This is a genomic window from Roseibium sp. M-1, assembly GCF_054515675.1.
This window is the reverse complement of the sequence record NZ_CM137257.1, coordinates 595678-610385: the sequence shown is the minus strand read 5'-3', so window position 1 is coordinate 610385 and position 14708 is coordinate 595678. Positions and strand designations below refer to the sequence as shown.

Annotated in this window: 13 protein-coding genes; 5 read left to right on the top strand and 8 right to left on the bottom strand. The window is 61.6% G+C overall.

What is annotated here, in order from left to right:
* The first annotated feature begins 13 nt into the window (after positions 1-13).
* The 5 genes from ACX3M4_RS02825 (at position 14) to ACX3M4_RS02805 (ending at position 6130) form a co-directional block, all read left to right on the top strand.
* Positions 14-319 (top strand): sarcosine oxidase subunit delta, encoded by a 306-nt coding sequence (locus ACX3M4_RS02825; RefSeq protein ID WP_459357084.1) that lies wholly within the window; start codon positions 14-16, stop codon positions 317-319.
* Positions 316-3318, top strand: coding sequence for a sarcosine oxidase subunit alpha family protein (locus ACX3M4_RS02820; protein ID WP_459357083.1), 3003 nt, complete (start codon positions 316-318; stop codon positions 3316-3318). The genes ACX3M4_RS02825 and ACX3M4_RS02820 overlap by 4 nt, the downstream gene beginning before the upstream one ends.
* A complete protein-coding gene (locus tag ACX3M4_RS02815) occupies positions 3311-3886 on the top strand; it encodes a sarcosine oxidase subunit gamma (RefSeq protein WP_459357082.1) in 576 nt (191 codons plus the stop codon). Before ACX3M4_RS02820 ends, ACX3M4_RS02815 begins: the two co-directional genes overlap by 8 nt.
* A 93-nt stretch (positions 3887-3979) precedes the next feature.
* The gene (locus tag ACX3M4_RS02810; protein WP_459357081.1) at positions 3980-5341 is read left to right on the top strand and encodes an HD-GYP domain-containing protein; all 1362 of its coding nucleotides are present in this window, start codon (positions 3980-3982) and stop codon (positions 5339-5341) included.
* Between the two features lie 72 nt (positions 5342-5413).
* Positions 5414-6130: an endonuclease/exonuclease/phosphatase family protein gene (locus tag ACX3M4_RS02805; protein WP_459357080.1), complete on the top strand. Its 717-nt coding sequence runs from the start codon at positions 5414-5416 to the stop codon at positions 6128-6130.
* A 12-nt stretch (positions 6131-6142) separates the two neighbouring features.
* Here ACX3M4_RS02805 and ACX3M4_RS02800 read toward each other — a convergent pair whose 3' ends face one another.
* The 8 genes from ACX3M4_RS02800 to glpX all read right to left on the bottom strand — a co-directional run bounded on the left by ACX3M4_RS02800 (position 6143) and on the right by glpX (position 14692).
* A complete protein-coding gene (locus ACX3M4_RS02800) occupies positions 6143-7633 on the bottom strand; it encodes an inorganic phosphate transporter (protein WP_459357079.1) in 1491 nt (496 codons plus the stop codon).
* A gap of 120 nt (positions 7634-7753) precedes the next feature.
* On the bottom strand, positions 7754-8239 hold the full coding sequence (locus ACX3M4_RS02795; protein WP_459357078.1) for an NUDIX hydrolase: 486 nt from the start codon (positions 8237-8239) through the stop codon (positions 7754-7756).
* Positions 8240-8361: 122 nt separating this feature from the next.
* Positions 8362-9870, bottom strand: coding sequence for an inorganic phosphate transporter (locus ACX3M4_RS02790; RefSeq protein WP_459357077.1), 1509 nt, complete (start codon positions 9868-9870; stop codon positions 8362-8364).
* Between the two features lie 147 nt (positions 9871-10017).
* A complete protein-coding gene (locus ACX3M4_RS02785; RefSeq protein WP_459357076.1) occupies positions 10018-10503 on the bottom strand; it encodes an NUDIX hydrolase in 486 nt (161 codons plus the stop codon).
* 114 nt (positions 10504-10617) lie between these two features.
* Positions 10618-11508 (bottom strand): nitrilase-related carbon-nitrogen hydrolase, encoded by an 891-nt coding sequence (locus ACX3M4_RS02780; RefSeq protein ID WP_459357075.1) that lies wholly within the window; start codon positions 11506-11508, stop codon positions 10618-10620.
* Positions 11509-11592: 84 nt separating this feature from the next.
* Positions 11593-11784, bottom strand: a complete 192-nt coding sequence (locus tag ACX3M4_RS02775) for a hypothetical protein (RefSeq protein WP_459357074.1) — start codon at positions 11782-11784, stop codon at positions 11593-11595.
* 84 nt (positions 11785-11868) lie between these two features.
* Positions 11869-13686, bottom strand: a complete 1818-nt coding sequence (gene recJ, locus ACX3M4_RS02770; RefSeq protein ID WP_459357073.1) for a single-stranded-DNA-specific exonuclease RecJ — start codon at positions 13684-13686, stop codon at positions 11869-11871.
* A gap of 10 nt (positions 13687-13696) precedes the next feature.
* The gene (gene glpX / locus ACX3M4_RS02765) at positions 13697-14692 is read right to left on the bottom strand and encodes a class II fructose-bisphosphatase (protein WP_459357072.1); all 996 of its coding nucleotides are present in this window, start codon (positions 14690-14692) and stop codon (positions 13697-13699) included.
* Between the last annotated feature and the right edge of the window lie 16 nt (positions 14693-14708).

The following is a 14708-nucleotide window of genomic DNA, read 5'->3' as shown; positions in this document are numbered from 1 at the left end:
GGAGTTCACAACAATGCTGCTGGTTTATTGCCCCTATTGCGGTGTCGAGCGCGCGGAGACCGAGTTCTCCTGCCGTGGCGAAGCGCATATCGCCCGCCCCGCCGACCCGAGCCAGGCCACCGACGAGGACTGGGTCGAATTCCTCTATATGCGCACCAATGCCAAGGGCGTTGCTGCCGAGCGCTGGCGCCACATCCACGGCTGTGGCCGCTTCTTCAACGCTGTCCGCGACACCGTCAGCGACAGGTTCCTGAAAATCTACAAGGCCGGTGAACCGAAGCCGGATCTTGACGCGATCGCCAAGGAGGCCGGCAAATGAGCCAGCCATTCCGTACTGAAAAAGGCGGCCGGATCGACCGCGCCGGGCTGCTCACCTTCACCTTTGACGGCGAAGAGATGCAGGGCCACAAGGGCGACACCCTGGCCTCAGCCCTGCTCGCCAACGGCGTTCACCTGGTCGGCCGCTCGTTCAAGTATCACCGCCCGCGCGGCGTTCTGACGGCCGGCTCCGAAGAGCCGAACGCGCTCGTCGGCGTCTACCGCAACGGTGACCAGACCCCGAACCTGCGGGCGACCCAGGTCGAGATCTACCAGGGCCTGCAGGCAATCTCCCAGAACCGGTTTCCCTCGCTCGGTTTCGATGTCGGCGCGGTCAACGACCTGCTGTCGCCGCTGTTCCCGGCCGGTTTCTACTACAAGACCTTCATGTGGCCGCGCGCCTTCTGGGACCGGGTCTATGAGCCGATCATCCGCGCAGCAGCCGGTCTCGGCAAACCGCCGAAGAACCCTGACCACAATTTCTACGGCAACATCTACGCCCATTGCGACGTGCTGGTGGTAGGGTCCGGCCCGACAGGTCTGGCAGCCGCGCTTGCAGCCGCAGAGGCCGGCGCCAAGGTCATGCTCGTGGACGAACAGGCGGAATTCGGCGGCTCGCTGCTGTCCGAAGTCAGCGCCAGCATCGACGGCAAGGACCCCTCCGTCTTTGTCTCCGAGACCATCGCCAAGCTCGGTGCCATGGACAATGTCACGCTGCTGCCGCGCACCACGGCCTTCGGCTATTTCGCGCATAATTTCATCGCGCTGGCCGAACGTGTGACCGAACATCTTTCCCATCCGGATCCGAAGCTGCCGCGCGAGCGCCTGTGGCAGGTCCGTGCCAAGGAAGTGGTGATCGCCGCCGGCGCCATCGAACGTCCGATGGTGTTCCCGGAAAACGACCGTCCCGGCATCATGCTGGCAGACGCCGGCCGGACCTATCTCAACCGCTACGGCGTCAAGGTCGGCCACAAGGTGCTTGTGGCTACTGCCTGTGACAGTGCCTGGCAGGCCGCCTTCGATCTCGCCGACCATGGCGTCGAAGTGGTTGCAATTGCCGATATGCGCGAGAATCCGCCGGAAAACCTGATTGCCATCGCGGCCGCCCGCGGCATCCGCGTCGAAGCCGGTTGCGTCGTCACCGGCACGCTCGGCCGCAAGCGCATCAAGGGCGCCCTGCTCGGCCGCCTGATGACTTCCGGTCAGGTCGCCTCCGGCGGCCAGATCGACTGCGATGCGCTGCTGATGTCCGGTGGCTGGACGCCGACGGTCAGCCTCTATTCCCAGTCCCGCGGCAAGGTTGTCTGGGATGCGGACAAGGGCGCCTATGTCCCGGGCAAGTCCGTCCAGAACGAACGTTCTGCTGGTGCCTCCAAGGGGCTCTACGGCCTGCAGGCAACCCTCGCCGACGGCTATGCCGCTGGCGAGGAAGCCGCCAAGGCAGCAACCGGCAAGTCCGCCAAGGTGACCCATGCGGTTGCCACCGGCGGTGAAGCCGGGGCCGGCGGCACGCTCGGCGCCCTGCCGCACGACCGCAACGCCTCCCGCGTCAAGGCTTTCGTCGACTACCAGAACGACGTTACCGCCAAGGACGTCAAGCTGGCTGTGCGTGAAGGCATGCAGTCGATCGAGCACATCAAGCGCTACACCACGACCGGCATGGCAACCGACCAGGGCCGCCTGTCCAACATGAACGCGCTAGAAATCGCGTCAGGCGCACTGCAGAGGCCGGTGACGGATGTGGGTCTCACCACCTTCCGGCTGCCCTATACCCCGACGACCTTCGGTCTCTTTGCCGGTGTCTCCCGCGGCGATTTCTTCGATCCGGTTCGTCTGACACCGTCCGCCGACTGGGTTGCGGCAAATGGCGGTGTCTATGAGGATGTCGGCCAGTGGAAGCGCACCTGGTACTTCCCGAAGAACGGCGAAGACATGCACGCGGCCGTTGCCCGTGAGTGCAAGACCGTGCGCGAAAGCGTCGGCCTCTTCGATGCTTCCACCCTCGGCAAGATCGAGGTGGTCGGCCCGGACGCCGCCGAGTTCCTGGAGCGGATGTATACCAACCCGTGGAAGAAGCTGGCTCCCGGCCGCTGCCGCTACGGGCTTCTTTTGAACGATGCCGGCTTCATCACCGATGACGGCGTTATCGGCCGCCTTGCGGAAGACCGCTTCCATGTGACGACGACCACCGGCGGCGCGCCGAGCGTCTTTGCCACCATGGAAGACTATCTGCAGACCGAATGGCCGGATCTCGATGTCTGGATCACCTCCACGACCGAACAATACGCAGTCGCGGCCGTGCAAGGTCCGAAGGCCCGCGAGGTCATTGCCCCCTTCATCGAGGGCGTCGATCTCTCCGCCGAAGCCTTGCCGCACATGAGCGTGGTGGAAGCCACCTTCTGCGGCGTGCCTTGCAGGCTTTTCCGCATCTCGTTCACCGGCGAACTCGGCTTTGAAATCAACGTGCCGCGCCGCCATGGCAAGATGATGTGGGAGACGCTCGCCAAGGAAATCGAGAAGCATGGCGGCACTGCTTACGGCACGGAATCCATGCACGTCCTGCGCGCCGAAAAGGGCTACATCATCGTCGGCCAGGATACGGACGGGACCGTTACGCCTCACGATGCGGGCATGGCCTGGGCCATCGGCAAGAACAAGTTCGACTTCGTCGGCAAGCGCGGTCTGGAACGCCCGGACCTCAAGGCCGAGGGCCGCAAACAGTTCGTCGGTCTCCTGACCAGGGATCCGAAGGTGAAACTGGAGGAAGGGGCTCAGATCACGACCGCGGAAAACCCGGCAACGGGCACACCGGCGGAAGGCCATGTGACCTCGTCCTATTACAGCCCGGCGCTCGACCGCACCATCGCACTTGCCATCGTCAAGAATGGCCATGCGCTGGAAGGCAAGACGCTCTACGTGCCGATGCCGAACGGCAGCATTCCGGTCGAAGTGACCGGCACGGTGTTCTATGACAAGGAAGGAGCACGGATCAATGTCTGATCTTCTGGCCAGCGACCTGATCACGCCGGATGCGGGCGAAGCCCCGCTCCTCAGCCTGGCGTCCGTATCCATCCTGAAAGCCGCACCGGTCACGCGCCTTTCCTTGCGTTGCCGTGAAGCTTCACTGAAGGACGCGGGAGCGGCCTATGGCGTCGACCTGCCGAACCAGCCACTTGGCAGCGCTGTTGCGTCCAAGCGGGCCGCCTTCTGGCTGGGACCGGACGAATGGACGCTTCTCGCTCCGGAAGAAGAGCTCCGGGCGGTCTTCGACGGTATCGAAGCGAAACTGTCAGGCCAGCCGCATGCGCTTGTCGATATCTCCGACCGGTCCGAAGCCGTGATCGTCAGCGGCGACAAGGCGGCCTGGTTGCTCAATACCGGGATCTTCATGGATTTCTCGCTTGAGAAATTCCCCGTTGGAACCGTCACACGGACGATCTTCCACAAGTCTCCGGTCCTGATCTGGCGCACCGGCGCGGATACGTTCGTTGTCGAGGCCTGGGTTTCTTTCATGAACTATGTCTCCGGCCTGCTGGTACAGTCAGCCGGAGAACTGGAAGCCGCCTGACAGCTGACGCCTCACACCTGGATCTACGTAACACGTGATCTTAACGAAGCTCTGCGACCCTTCACGGCACCAAGTGTCTTGAAGGGTCGTTGCATGATTGACCAGACTCCAAAACAGCTCCGTCTTGCGGAACTGCTCGGCGCACTCAGTCATGCGCTCGACATCACCGAGGGCCAGCCGCGCGGTCACTGCGTGCGCTGCTGCTGGATCGGGGTTCATGTCGGCCGGCAACTCGGCCTCAGCGACGCAGAACTCAGCGATCTCTATTACACGCTGCTGCTGAAAGACCTCGGTTGCTCCAGCAATGCGGCGCGGATCTGTGAGCTTTATCTCACCGACGATCTCACCTTCAAACACGACTACAAGACGATCAGCTCCAGCCTGCCGGCGGCGCTTCGCTTCGTGCTCTCACATACCGGTCTGAAGCACGGATTTGCCGAACGGGTGCGGGCAATCGTCAACATTCTGCAAAATGGCGGCGAAATCGCCTCGGAAATGATCGAGACAAGATGTCATCGCGGGGCGGATATCGCCCGGCAGATGCATTTTTCCGAAGCCGTGGTCTCCGGCATCTACAGTCTCGACGAACACTGGAACGGCAAGGGCCGTCCCCATGGCCTCATTGGAGCCGGTATCCCGCTCTTTTCCCAGATCGCTTTGCTGGCCCAAGTAATGGACGTTTTCCAGATCAACTCCGGCAAGCAGGCAGCGATGCGGGAGTTGCGCGAGCGCGCGGGAGGATGGTTCGACCCGTCGCTTGTGGTCGCTGCAGAAGCCGTTGCCAAGGTCCCGCAATTCTGGAACACGCTTCGCTCTGACAGGCTCGATCAGATTGTCTACGGCCTGGAACCGGCACAGAACATGCGCTTTGCCGATGAAGACCAGCTCGACGACATCGCCCACGGCTTCGCACTGGTGATCGATTCCAAAAGCCCTTTCACCGCCGGTCACAGCGAGCGTGTGACGCTCTATGCCGACATGATCGCCGAAGAGATGGGTTACAGCGAACGCGACAGGCAGCTTCTCAAGCGGGCTGCTCTCCTGCACGATATCGGCAAACTTGGCGTCAGCAACTCCGTGCTCGACAAGCCCGGCAAACTCGACGACCAGGAATGGGAACAGATCCGCATGCATCCCGTTTACTCGGACGAGATCCTGTCACGGATCGATACGTTCAAGGACCTCTCCCCGATTGCCAGAGGCCACCACGAGAAGCTGGACGGCCGCGGCTATCCGGACGGGCTGACCGAAAGCCGGATTTCCATGGAAACACGTATTGTCACGACGGCAGACATATTCGACGCTCTGACAGCAGAGCGCCCCTATCGCGGCCCGATGCCGCTGCCCAAGGCCCTCGGCATCATGGAAAGTGAGACCGGAACCGCCATCGATGCCAAGTGCTTCGCTGCCTTGAAACGGGCAACGGAGCGCATGGACCAGATCGAAGCTGCCTAAATTGGTCGCAGTAATCCTTCAAGTGCCTCGTTGCACTTGCATAACCACGCGGAACCCCGCAAATCTGCCTCCATGCTGAAGATCGGTTCCTACAACATCCAGAAATCCATCGGCGTTGATGCCAGACGGCGTCCGGACCGGACCTTGAAGGTAATCCGGGAACTCGATTGCGACATCCTCGCCCTGCAGGAAGCCGACAAGCGGTTCGGACCGCGGGAAAGCACGCTCGATGTGGACATGATCATGGCGGAAACCGACTACCGTCCGGTTCCATTCGGCACGCCAGGCAAGAGCCTTGGCTGGCACGGCAACGCCATCCTTGTCCGAAGCACAATCGGCATTCTGGATCACCGCAAGATAGACCTGCCAACTCTGGAACCGCGCGGTGCCGTGGCAGTGGACCTGAATGTCGCCGGAGAAAAGATCCGCGTCGCGGCGATGCATCTGAGCCTGGTGGGTCATTTCCGCAAGAAGCAGATCACCTCGCTCATGCACCAGTTACACGAGCACCTGGACTATCTGCCAACCGTCCTGATCGGCGACCTGAACGAATGGCGCGACACCGCCGGCAGCATCCGCCTCCTGGAAAAGCGGTATGAAGTGACGACGCCGGGCAAGAGCTTTCCAAGTCCCCTGCCCGTCGGCAGCCTGGACCGGATCATCACCAGTCCGGAGTTCGTCGTCCGCCAGGCCGGCGTGCACAAATCGAAGACCGCACGTGTCGCCTCGGACCATTTGCCCGTCTGGGCGACGCTGACCCTGGAACCGGCCGGGCATCTGCCCCGGTAATGCAGCGCACCGTCAGGCGATCAGTTTGACCATGACGAAATAAAGCGCGGCCGACAGGACAGCCGCAGCCGGTACGGTAACGATCCAGGCGGCGATGATGGTCATGAAATGCGCCCGGCGCACCAGATGGCGGCGCGCCTGCTCTTCGCGATTGCGCACCGGCCTGACGACATTGTCGCCGGACTGCCGCTTGTTCACATAGTCCAGCCGCCGCTTCGAGCGCTCCGTGTACCACTCCCGGAAGAAACCGACGCCGAAGACTGCACCAACCGCAATGTGGGTGGAACTCACCGGCAGGCCGAGACCGGAGGCAATGATCACGGTGATCGCGGCCGACAGCGACACGCAATAGGCCCGCATCGGATTGAGCTTCGTGATCTGCTGACCGACCATTTCGATCAGTCGCGGCCCGAACAAGAGCAGGCCAAAGGAAATGCCGAAGGCACCGACCGCCATCACCCAGAGCGGAATGCTGACCTTGGCGGCGACATCGCCGAGTTCCGCCGTATGCACGATAGCCGCCAGTGGCCCCACTGCATTGGCAACGTCATTGGCGCCGTGGGCAAAGGACAACAGCGCGGCGGAGCAGACCAGCGGCACGGAAAAAAGCACGCGCAGCGACTGGTTGCGGTTTTCAAGTCCCTCGGACTGACGCCGGATGAGGGGACGCACCAGGAGCCAGACCACAAAACCGAAGACTGTGCCGAACATGATGGAAGTCGGCAGGTCGATCTTGAAAAGGTGCTTGAGGCCTTTAAGGGCAAGATAACTTGCAAACGTGCCGGACATGACCCCGATCAGCACCGGCACCCAGGTCCGCGCGGCTTCGATCTTGTCGTCCCGGTAGATGATGAAGGACTTGATGAAGGCGAGGAACGCCGCTGCAATCAGACCTCCGAGGAAAGGCGAAATAACCCAGCTGGCCGCAATACCGCCCATGGTCGGCCAGTTAACTGCACCGAAACCCGCCGCGGCAATACCCGCCCCCATCACACCACCGACAATGGAATGCGTCGTCGATACGGGCGCGCCGATCCAGGTCGCCAGGTTGATCCAGAGCGCCGAAGAGACAAGCGCCGCCATCATGGCGGCCATGAAGACGTTGGCGTCTGCAACCGAGTTCGGGTCAATGATGCCCTTCGAAATCGTGCCGACCACCTCACCGCCGGCGATCAGGGCCCCGGCACTTTCGAAGACCGCCGCGATGATCAAGGCCGTCACCAGCGTCATCGCGCGTGAACCGACCGCGGGCCCGACATTGTTGGCGACGTCGTTGGCACCGATGTTCAGCGCCATATAGGCTCCGATCGCGGCAGCCGCGACGATGATGACCGCCCCGGGTGCACCGGACATGGAAGCACCAGCCCCCAGGGCACACAGAACGATAAAAACCAGGGCTATCCCAGGTGCTATCAGGCCGCGCCCGAGCGACCCTGCCGCCTCTTCCATGTAGCTGAGCTTGTCGAGATCCTTGTCGAGGGTCGGCTTCTTCAAATTCGGCATGGGTGGTCCTGTGGCGGTGTCCTGGCGTGCCACTCCCCAAGCGGCAGCCTATGGTTCGCGCCTGCCTTATACATTCGGCTGCAAAGGTCAACCGAAACAGGAAAAATTGGACGAAAATTGTTAGCTGGGTAAGTTTTGAAGCTTCCTGAGCACCTGGATCAGGCCGGGATCGTTGCAAATCCTGATGGCTTCCTTCACCGGGAGCCAGCGTACGTCCCGTTCGCTCTTGTCCGGAAAGGCATCAGTCGTGCTTTGCACATCCACCAGATAAACCAGAACGTCGGTGCGAAGCTTCAATCCCGCTTCCCCGCCCTTGTAAGAATGGAAGCTGGCAAAGGGCGTTTCGTGCGCCGTGCCGATTACGCCGGCTTCCTCAAAAGCCTCGATCGCAGCGGTACGGTGTGCCTTGAGAGACATGACCGGCCAGCCTTTCGGCAGGATCCACCGGTGGCTCGACTTCGTCGTCACCATGAGAACTTCCCGTTCGCCGTTCCGCTCTCGCTGGCAAAGTGCCGCGATCTGCAAGCGTGAGGGCCGGCGGAACATCAGCAGCAGGCTCTGGAGCAGGGACGGACGGTAGTCGGCGGCCGAACTGAGAAAGGTCATGAGTCGCTTCCGCTGATTGAACAACGGAACAAGCGTACGTCTCAACCGGGTCCATGTCCACACAAAGTGCACTTGGTGCAGTTTATTAGCCCGCTAAACGAAGAGCACAGCAGGAATGCGCCTTAGAAGAATGTGGCCTGCAGAAGATGAAAAAGGCCCGCCGACAACATGGCTGAGGCCGGCACGGTCACGACCCAGGCGGCAACGATTGTGATCAGGTTGGCACGGCGCACCAGCAGTCGGCGGCGGCGTTCCTCCCTGTTTTTCATCATCTTGCGCGGCTTCATCACCCCGCCTTCCGAAACATAACGGTTGCGGTACCACTCCCGGAAAAAACCGACCCCGAACAGCGCACCGACCGCGATATGGGTGGAGGAGACAGGCAAGCCGAAGGCTGAGGCTCCCAGCACGGTCGTTGCCGTTGCCAGCGTGATACAGAAGGCGCGTACGGGACTGAGTTTGGTGATCTTCTTTCCAACCACCGTCACCAGCCGGCGGCCGAACAGGAGCAGGCCTGCGGAGATGCCGAATGCCCCGACTGCGCTCACCCAGAGCGGGATTTCCGGGTTCAGGGAGCCCAGGTACCAGAAGACAAGATCCGGAAAATCCTGCGACTGGCTGAACACGATGGCAGCGAGCGGACCAATGGCATTGGCAACGTCATTGGCGCCATGGGCAAAGGACAGCAGGCCCGCCGTCACCATCAGAGGCACGGCAAAAAGATTGCGCAGGCTGCGGGCACTGTTTTCCAGCGTCAGCGACTGCTTGAAGACAACACGCCTATAGAAGCTCCAGACAGAACCGCCGACAACGAAGGACAGGCAGATCGCCAGCCATTCGGGGACAGAAATGAGCCTGTCCGAAGTCTTCAGAAGGACGTAGCCTGTAAAAATCGCACCGGTCAGGCCGAGCAGGATGGGTAGCCAGAGCCGCGCCGCCTTCAAACGGTCCGGCGTATAGACCACATAGCGGTTTATGAAGGCCATCAGCGCAGCACCGATGAGCCCACCCAGCACTGGAGACAGCACCCAGGTGGCCGCAATGGTGGAAATGGTCGTCCAGTTGACGGCTGCAAATCCGCTTGCGGCAATCCCTGCCCCGACCACTCCGCCGACGATGGAATGGGTGGTGGAAACAGGCGCACCGATCAGCGTCGCGAAGTTGATCCAGAGCGCGGAGGCCGCCATGGCGGTCAGCATCGCCTGGATGAACTGATAATTGTCGCGCATGTCACTGGGACTGATGATATTTCCCGAGACCGTGGAGACCACGTCACCACCGGCAAGCAGCGCGCCGGCACTCTCGCAGACGGCAGCAATCAGCAGCGCGGCGGTAAGACTCATCACACGGGCCCCGACCGCCGGACCGACATTGTTGGCAACGTCGTTCGCACCGATATTGAGCGCCATATAGCCGCCGATGGCGCTCGCGGCGATCAGAATGATTGCGTCGGAAACACCACTTGAAGAAACCTGAAAAGCGGCCACGACCGCGCAGATGACGAGAAAGACAAGCGCCAGCCCGGGCCCGGCCAAACGCCGTCCCATGGCTTCCGCGGCATCGCTGACAAATCCGATCCTGTCGAGATCCTTGTCCAGAGCCTGTTGTTTCAGGTTCTTGTTTGTCAGCAATCCCTTACGCCTTTCTCCCCCGGTGGATCCGATGTGGCCTGAATACGGGTACCCTTAGCCGGATCATCGGCTTTTTTGGAGAAGCTTGCACGAGGCAATGACATGCAGGCAGCAACGATACCCAGATTTCGATGTGCTTATGGCGGACTAACGGATGTCCTGACGATGCCGGCGCAAAAAGCGCTTCAAGGACGGTTCGTCCACTGCATCGATGGCTTCCGACAGCGGCAGCCAGACACGCTCACGCTGTCCGATCTCCGGGAAGTCCTTCAGTTGCTTCTCAAAGCGAACCTTGAAGACCAGCACTTTGGTGCGGATCTTGAGACCGTCGGCGAGCCCCTTGAAGGACCGGAAACTGCCGATCGCGCGCGGATCGGCCGTGCCGATGACACCGGCCTCTTCATAAACTTCAACAAGCGCGGTCTCGAATGCGGGCTTGTCGTTTTCCGGCCAGCCCTTGGGCAGGATCAGGCGCCCGGTATCCCGGGTGGAAACCAGAAGCACTTCCGTCTCCTTGCCGCCAAGACGGTAGCACAGAGCCGCGATCTGCAGACGGGGCGGCTTGATGAACAAGCCTGCCAAACCGTGCAGCCACGAAAAATTCTGCGCTGAAATTGCCTTGGCGACCGCCATCTCCACACCTGTTATCAGAGAACAGCCGCTGTATAGAGACTTCCGTAGGGTTCGTCCAGATCAATGTGCACTTTGTGCGCACATGGCAGCGTTGCAGATGTGGATACTACCAGCCTATGCTGTTTGAATCGTTACGTGATCCGCCGTCCAGGCGCCAGGCCAGACTTCTGCCTTACCGGACTTCAAATCCCGCAATTGAGCCACCGGAATGGTTGCGACCAGGAACGGTTCTTCACCATTTTGCCCCTGAGTCGGCGCGATTTCCGCTGCTACTCCTGAATAGCCGAACTCTTCTTCACAGGGCAGATAAAGCGCGGCTCCGGAAACGTTGGTGTCGTTCTGCGTCGTGCCCTTGGAGGTTCCAACCACACCGCAGACGGCGACCGCGCACATGAGCTCCACCGCCCGCGCCTTGGCACAGCCGAAGACCCGGTGATAGCCGGACAGCTTCTCGGTCATGGACGGCACCAGGAGAAGATCGGGACGCTGAGGTGCAAGCAGACTACTGAGCGCCGGCATTTCCACGTCCAGGCAGATCAGGATCGCCATTTTCAGGCCGTCGAGGTCGAAGACCTTCAATTCGGATCCCGGCGTCAGGTGCCAGACATCCGGGTCCTGCTCGAACGGCGTCAGGCACAGCTTGTCCTGACGGATTTCCCGCCCGTCCGCCGTCAACAGAACTGCCGTGTTGGTGATACCGCCGCGTGTCTTCACGGGCATGGATCCTGCCAGCAGCGAAACGCCGTATTTTGCCGGCAAAGGGGCCAGCTGCGGCAACAGCTCAACGCATATATCGGCCAGGAACGCCATTTCCTGATCCGGCCGCAAGCCTTCCGGTTTGAAGGCCAGGCAGCATTCAGGAAGATATTCCGGCAGCATCAGGAGCTTTGCACCGGCTTCCGATGCCCGGCGCAATCCGTCTTCGATTTCCGCCGCAAAAGCGGCAACCGAGACCGGTGCGCGGCTCAGATTGTAAGACCACAGGGCAAGGGAATAGTCGGTCATGGCGTCCCGAGTCGTTTGCAGGAATGACGCCAGACTAAATGACAGGCTCCGATCGGGCGCAAGCCTGAAAGAGACAGGAAACGACTACTTGATGAAAAGGCCGACAAAAGCGGCCAGCACCACCAGAAACGCTGTGCCGAGGAAGAGACCTTTCGGCTCCTGCGGCAATGCCCGCAGTTTTGCAGAGCGGCGGACCTCACGGATACCCTTCAGGGCACGGTCCGTACGCTGGTCGATTTCGGCGAAATAGGGCGAAAGCTCATTCTGAGCGCGCATGCCTGATCCTCACGATTCCTTCGTGACATCAGCGTAATTGCTGCCCCTTAGAGTTTCGTTAATAGCACATGCACAGATCGCTGATCATAGCCTGGTTTTTTGCGGATCCGCGACGTCGAGAATGCGAAGCTGGACCTTTGGTGTTCCCTGCCAGGTGTCGATGGACAGCGTACCGGCAACGTGGAGCGACCGCCCCCTGCCTTCCAGCAGCATCCGGCCATGGGGCTTGTCGTCCGCCTTGAAGCAGATCGCCTTCAGACCCGTACCGTCTCCGCCAGAAATTGTCGCCCGAACATGTCCCTTGCCGACCACATCGGCAAAGGAAATCCGGTGGGCAGGAAAGGCAAAGACCGGTTCGGCATGCCCGGCTCCATACGGCCCGGCCTTTTCCAGAAGCTCCATCAGGTCGAGGTTTGCTCCCGTTGCGGTCAGGGCTGCATCGATCTTGAGCTCGCGGTTGGCGCTCGCAGCCTCGACATCGTCCTTCAGCGCTGCGTTGAAGAAGGCCTCAAGATCCGCTGTCTTTTCCTTGCGAACGGTCAGACCCGCCGCCATTGCGTGGCCACCGCCCTTTTCCAGAAGACCGTCCTCGACCGCCTGCCGGACCACCTTGCCAAGGTCGACGCCCGGGATCGAGCGGCCGGAACCTGTACCCTTGCCGGTCTCGTCAAAGGCGATGGCAAAGGACGGCCGTCTGTGGGCGTCTTTGAGCCTGGAGGCGATGAGGCCGACGATGCCCGGATGCCAGTCGTCAGAACCGGTCAGAAGCACGGCCGGGTCGCGCGCCTCGATGGCCATTGCCGCCTCGGCACCCGCCTGCTCCAGCATCACCGCTTCCATCGCCTGGCGCTCGGTATTGAGCTGATCGAGACGCTCGGCAATCGCCCGCGCCTCATGCGGGTCTTCCGTCGTCAGAAGACGTGCCCCAAGCGCGGCATCGCCAATACGCCCGCCTGCATTGATGCGCGGACCGATCAGGAAACCGAGGTGATAGGGTGCGGGCTTGCCGCTGACCCGGGCGGCATCGGAAAGCGCTGTCAGGCCGTAATTGCGGCGTTGATGCATGACGGCGAGACCGCGTGTCACATAGGCCCTGTTGAGCCCCTGCAGCGGAACGACATCGCAGACGGTGCCGAGGGCAACCAGGTCAAGCAACGCCATCAGGTCCGGCTGCTGCCGGTTCTGGAAAGCGCCGCGCTGGCGCAGCTCGCGGTTCAAGCCCACGAGGAACAGGAAAGTAACGCCGACTGCGGCAAGATGCCCCTGCCCTGACAGATCGTCCTGTCGGTTGGGATTGACCAGCGCCCGGACAGCAGGCAGCGTCTCGCCAACCTGGTGGTGGTCGATCACCACGACATCCAGATCGAGTTTTTTGGCGGTCTCGAAAGCCTCGAACGAGGTGCTGCCGCAGTCGAGCGTGACGAGCAGCTCTGCCCCACCCTGGCGCAGGTGTTCGATGGCAGGACCGTTCGGACCATAACCCTCGATGATCCTGTCCGGGATGTGGATCACCGGATCAAGCCCCAGCCATTGCAGGTATTTGGCAAAGATCGCCGACGAAGTCGCCCCGTCGACATCATAGTCGCCGAAGATAGCGATCTTGCGGCCGGCCACGACGGCATCGGCGACACGCGCGACAGCCGCATCCATGTCCACAAGCCGGGACGGATCGGGCATCAGTAGTTTCAGGGACGGGTCGAGGAATGCCTGGGCATCGTCCGGCTCCACGCCGCGGGCGGCCATGACCCGCGCCAGCACGTCCGGCAGGCCGTGCTGCTGCGAGATGGCCATGGCGGCGCGCGTCTCGGAAGCCGTCAGCCGTTCACGCCAGGCATTGTCATTTGCGGAACGGGCGACCCCAAGTACGAGCCGCCTGTCGTCTTCCCCGGATTGTCCCAGCATTCAGTGCCAATCAGTCCAGATGGAATTTTTCAAGATCCGTATGCTGGGCCTTGATGTAGCGCACCGTCCCGGTGGACGAACGCATAACCACGGTGTGTGTGGTAATGTGATGACGGCCGAAGCGGACACCTTGCAGGAAGTTGCCGTCGGTGACGCCGGTTGCCGCAAAAAGCACGTCCGGGCCGGCCATTTCCTCAAGCGTATATTTCTTCTTGATGTCCTCGATGCCCATGCGGTGGGCGCGTTCGACCTGCTCGTCGCGGGTGATCACCAGCCGGCTCTGCATCTGACCGCCAATGCAGCGGAGCGCTGCTGCGGCAAGCACGCCTTCCGGTGCACCGCCGATGCCGGCATAGATGTCGATGCCGGTTTCGTCCGGATCGGTGGTGTGGATGACACCGGCCACATCGCCGTCGCCGATCAGGCGGATCGCAGCGCCGGTTGCCCGGATTTCCTCGATCAGGCGGGCATGGCGCGGACGGTCGAGAACGCAGGCCGTGACTTCATGGATCTTGACGCCCTTCTCCTTGGCGACTGCGGCAATGTTCTCGGCGATCGGCGCGTCCAGATCGATAAGCCCCGGCTTGTAGCCCGGGCCGATGGCGATCTTGTCCATGTAGCTGTCCGGTGCGTTCAGAAGATCGCCCTCCGGCGCCAGCGCGATCACGGCCAGCGAGTTCGGCAGGTTCTTGGCGCAGATTGTGGTGCCTTCCAGCGGATCCAGCGCGATGTCGACCTTCGGCCCCTGCTTGGTGCCGACATTCTCGCCGATATAGAGCATGGGGGCTTCGTCGCGCTCGCCTTCGCCGATCACGACCGTTCCGTCGATCGGCAGGCGATTGAGTTCGCGCCGCATTGCGTCCACTGCCGCCTGGTCCGCCGCCATTTCGTCGCCGTGGCCACGAAGCCGTGCTGCGGAAACCGCCGCTCTTTCTGCGACACGCGCCAGTTCGAGCGTCAGAATGCGATCGAGACCGCTCGACGGTTCTTTTTCAATATTGGACATCAACATCTCCAGTCTC

Coding starts and splice junctions, on each gene's coding strand:
- ACX3M4_RS02785 (WP_459357076.1), bottom strand. CDS start 10,503: ATGGCGGTCGCCAAGGCAATTTCAGCGCAGAATTTTTCGTGGCTGCAC.
- ACX3M4_RS02820 (WP_459357083.1), top strand. CDS start 316: ATGAGCCAGCCATTCCGTACTGAAAAAGGCGGCCGGATCGACCGCGCC.
- ACX3M4_RS02815 (WP_459357082.1), top strand. CDS start 3,311: ATGTCTGATCTTCTGGCCAGCGACCTGATCACGCCGGATGCGGGCGAA.
- ACX3M4_RS02810 (WP_459357081.1), top strand. CDS start 3,980: ATGATTGACCAGACTCCAAAACAGCTCCGTCTTGCGGAACTGCTCGGC.
- ACX3M4_RS02775 (WP_459357074.1), bottom strand. CDS start 11,784: ATGCGCGCTCAGAATGAGCTTTCGCCCTATTTCGCCGAAATCGACCAG.
- ACX3M4_RS02825 (WP_459357084.1), top strand. CDS start 14: ATGCTGCTGGTTTATTGCCCCTATTGCGGTGTCGAGCGCGCGGAGACC.
- recJ (WP_459357073.1), bottom strand. CDS start 13,686: ATGCTGGGACAATCCGGGGAAGACGACAGGCGGCTCGTACTTGGGGTC.
- ACX3M4_RS02800 (WP_459357079.1), bottom strand. CDS start 7,633: ATGCCGAATTTGAAGAAGCCGACCCTCGACAAGGATCTCGACAAGCTC.
- ACX3M4_RS02805 (WP_459357080.1), top strand. CDS start 5,414: ATGCTGAAGATCGGTTCCTACAACATCCAGAAATCCATCGGCGTTGAT.
- glpX (WP_459357072.1), bottom strand. CDS start 14,692: ATGTCCAATATTGAAAAAGAACCGTCGAGCGGTCTCGATCGCATTCTG.
- ACX3M4_RS02780 (WP_459357075.1), bottom strand. CDS start 11,508: ATGACCGACTATTCCCTTGCCCTGTGGTCTTACAATCTGAGCCGCGCA.
- ACX3M4_RS02795 (WP_459357078.1), bottom strand. CDS start 8,239: ATGACCTTTCTCAGTTCGGCCGCCGACTACCGTCCGTCCCTGCTCCAG.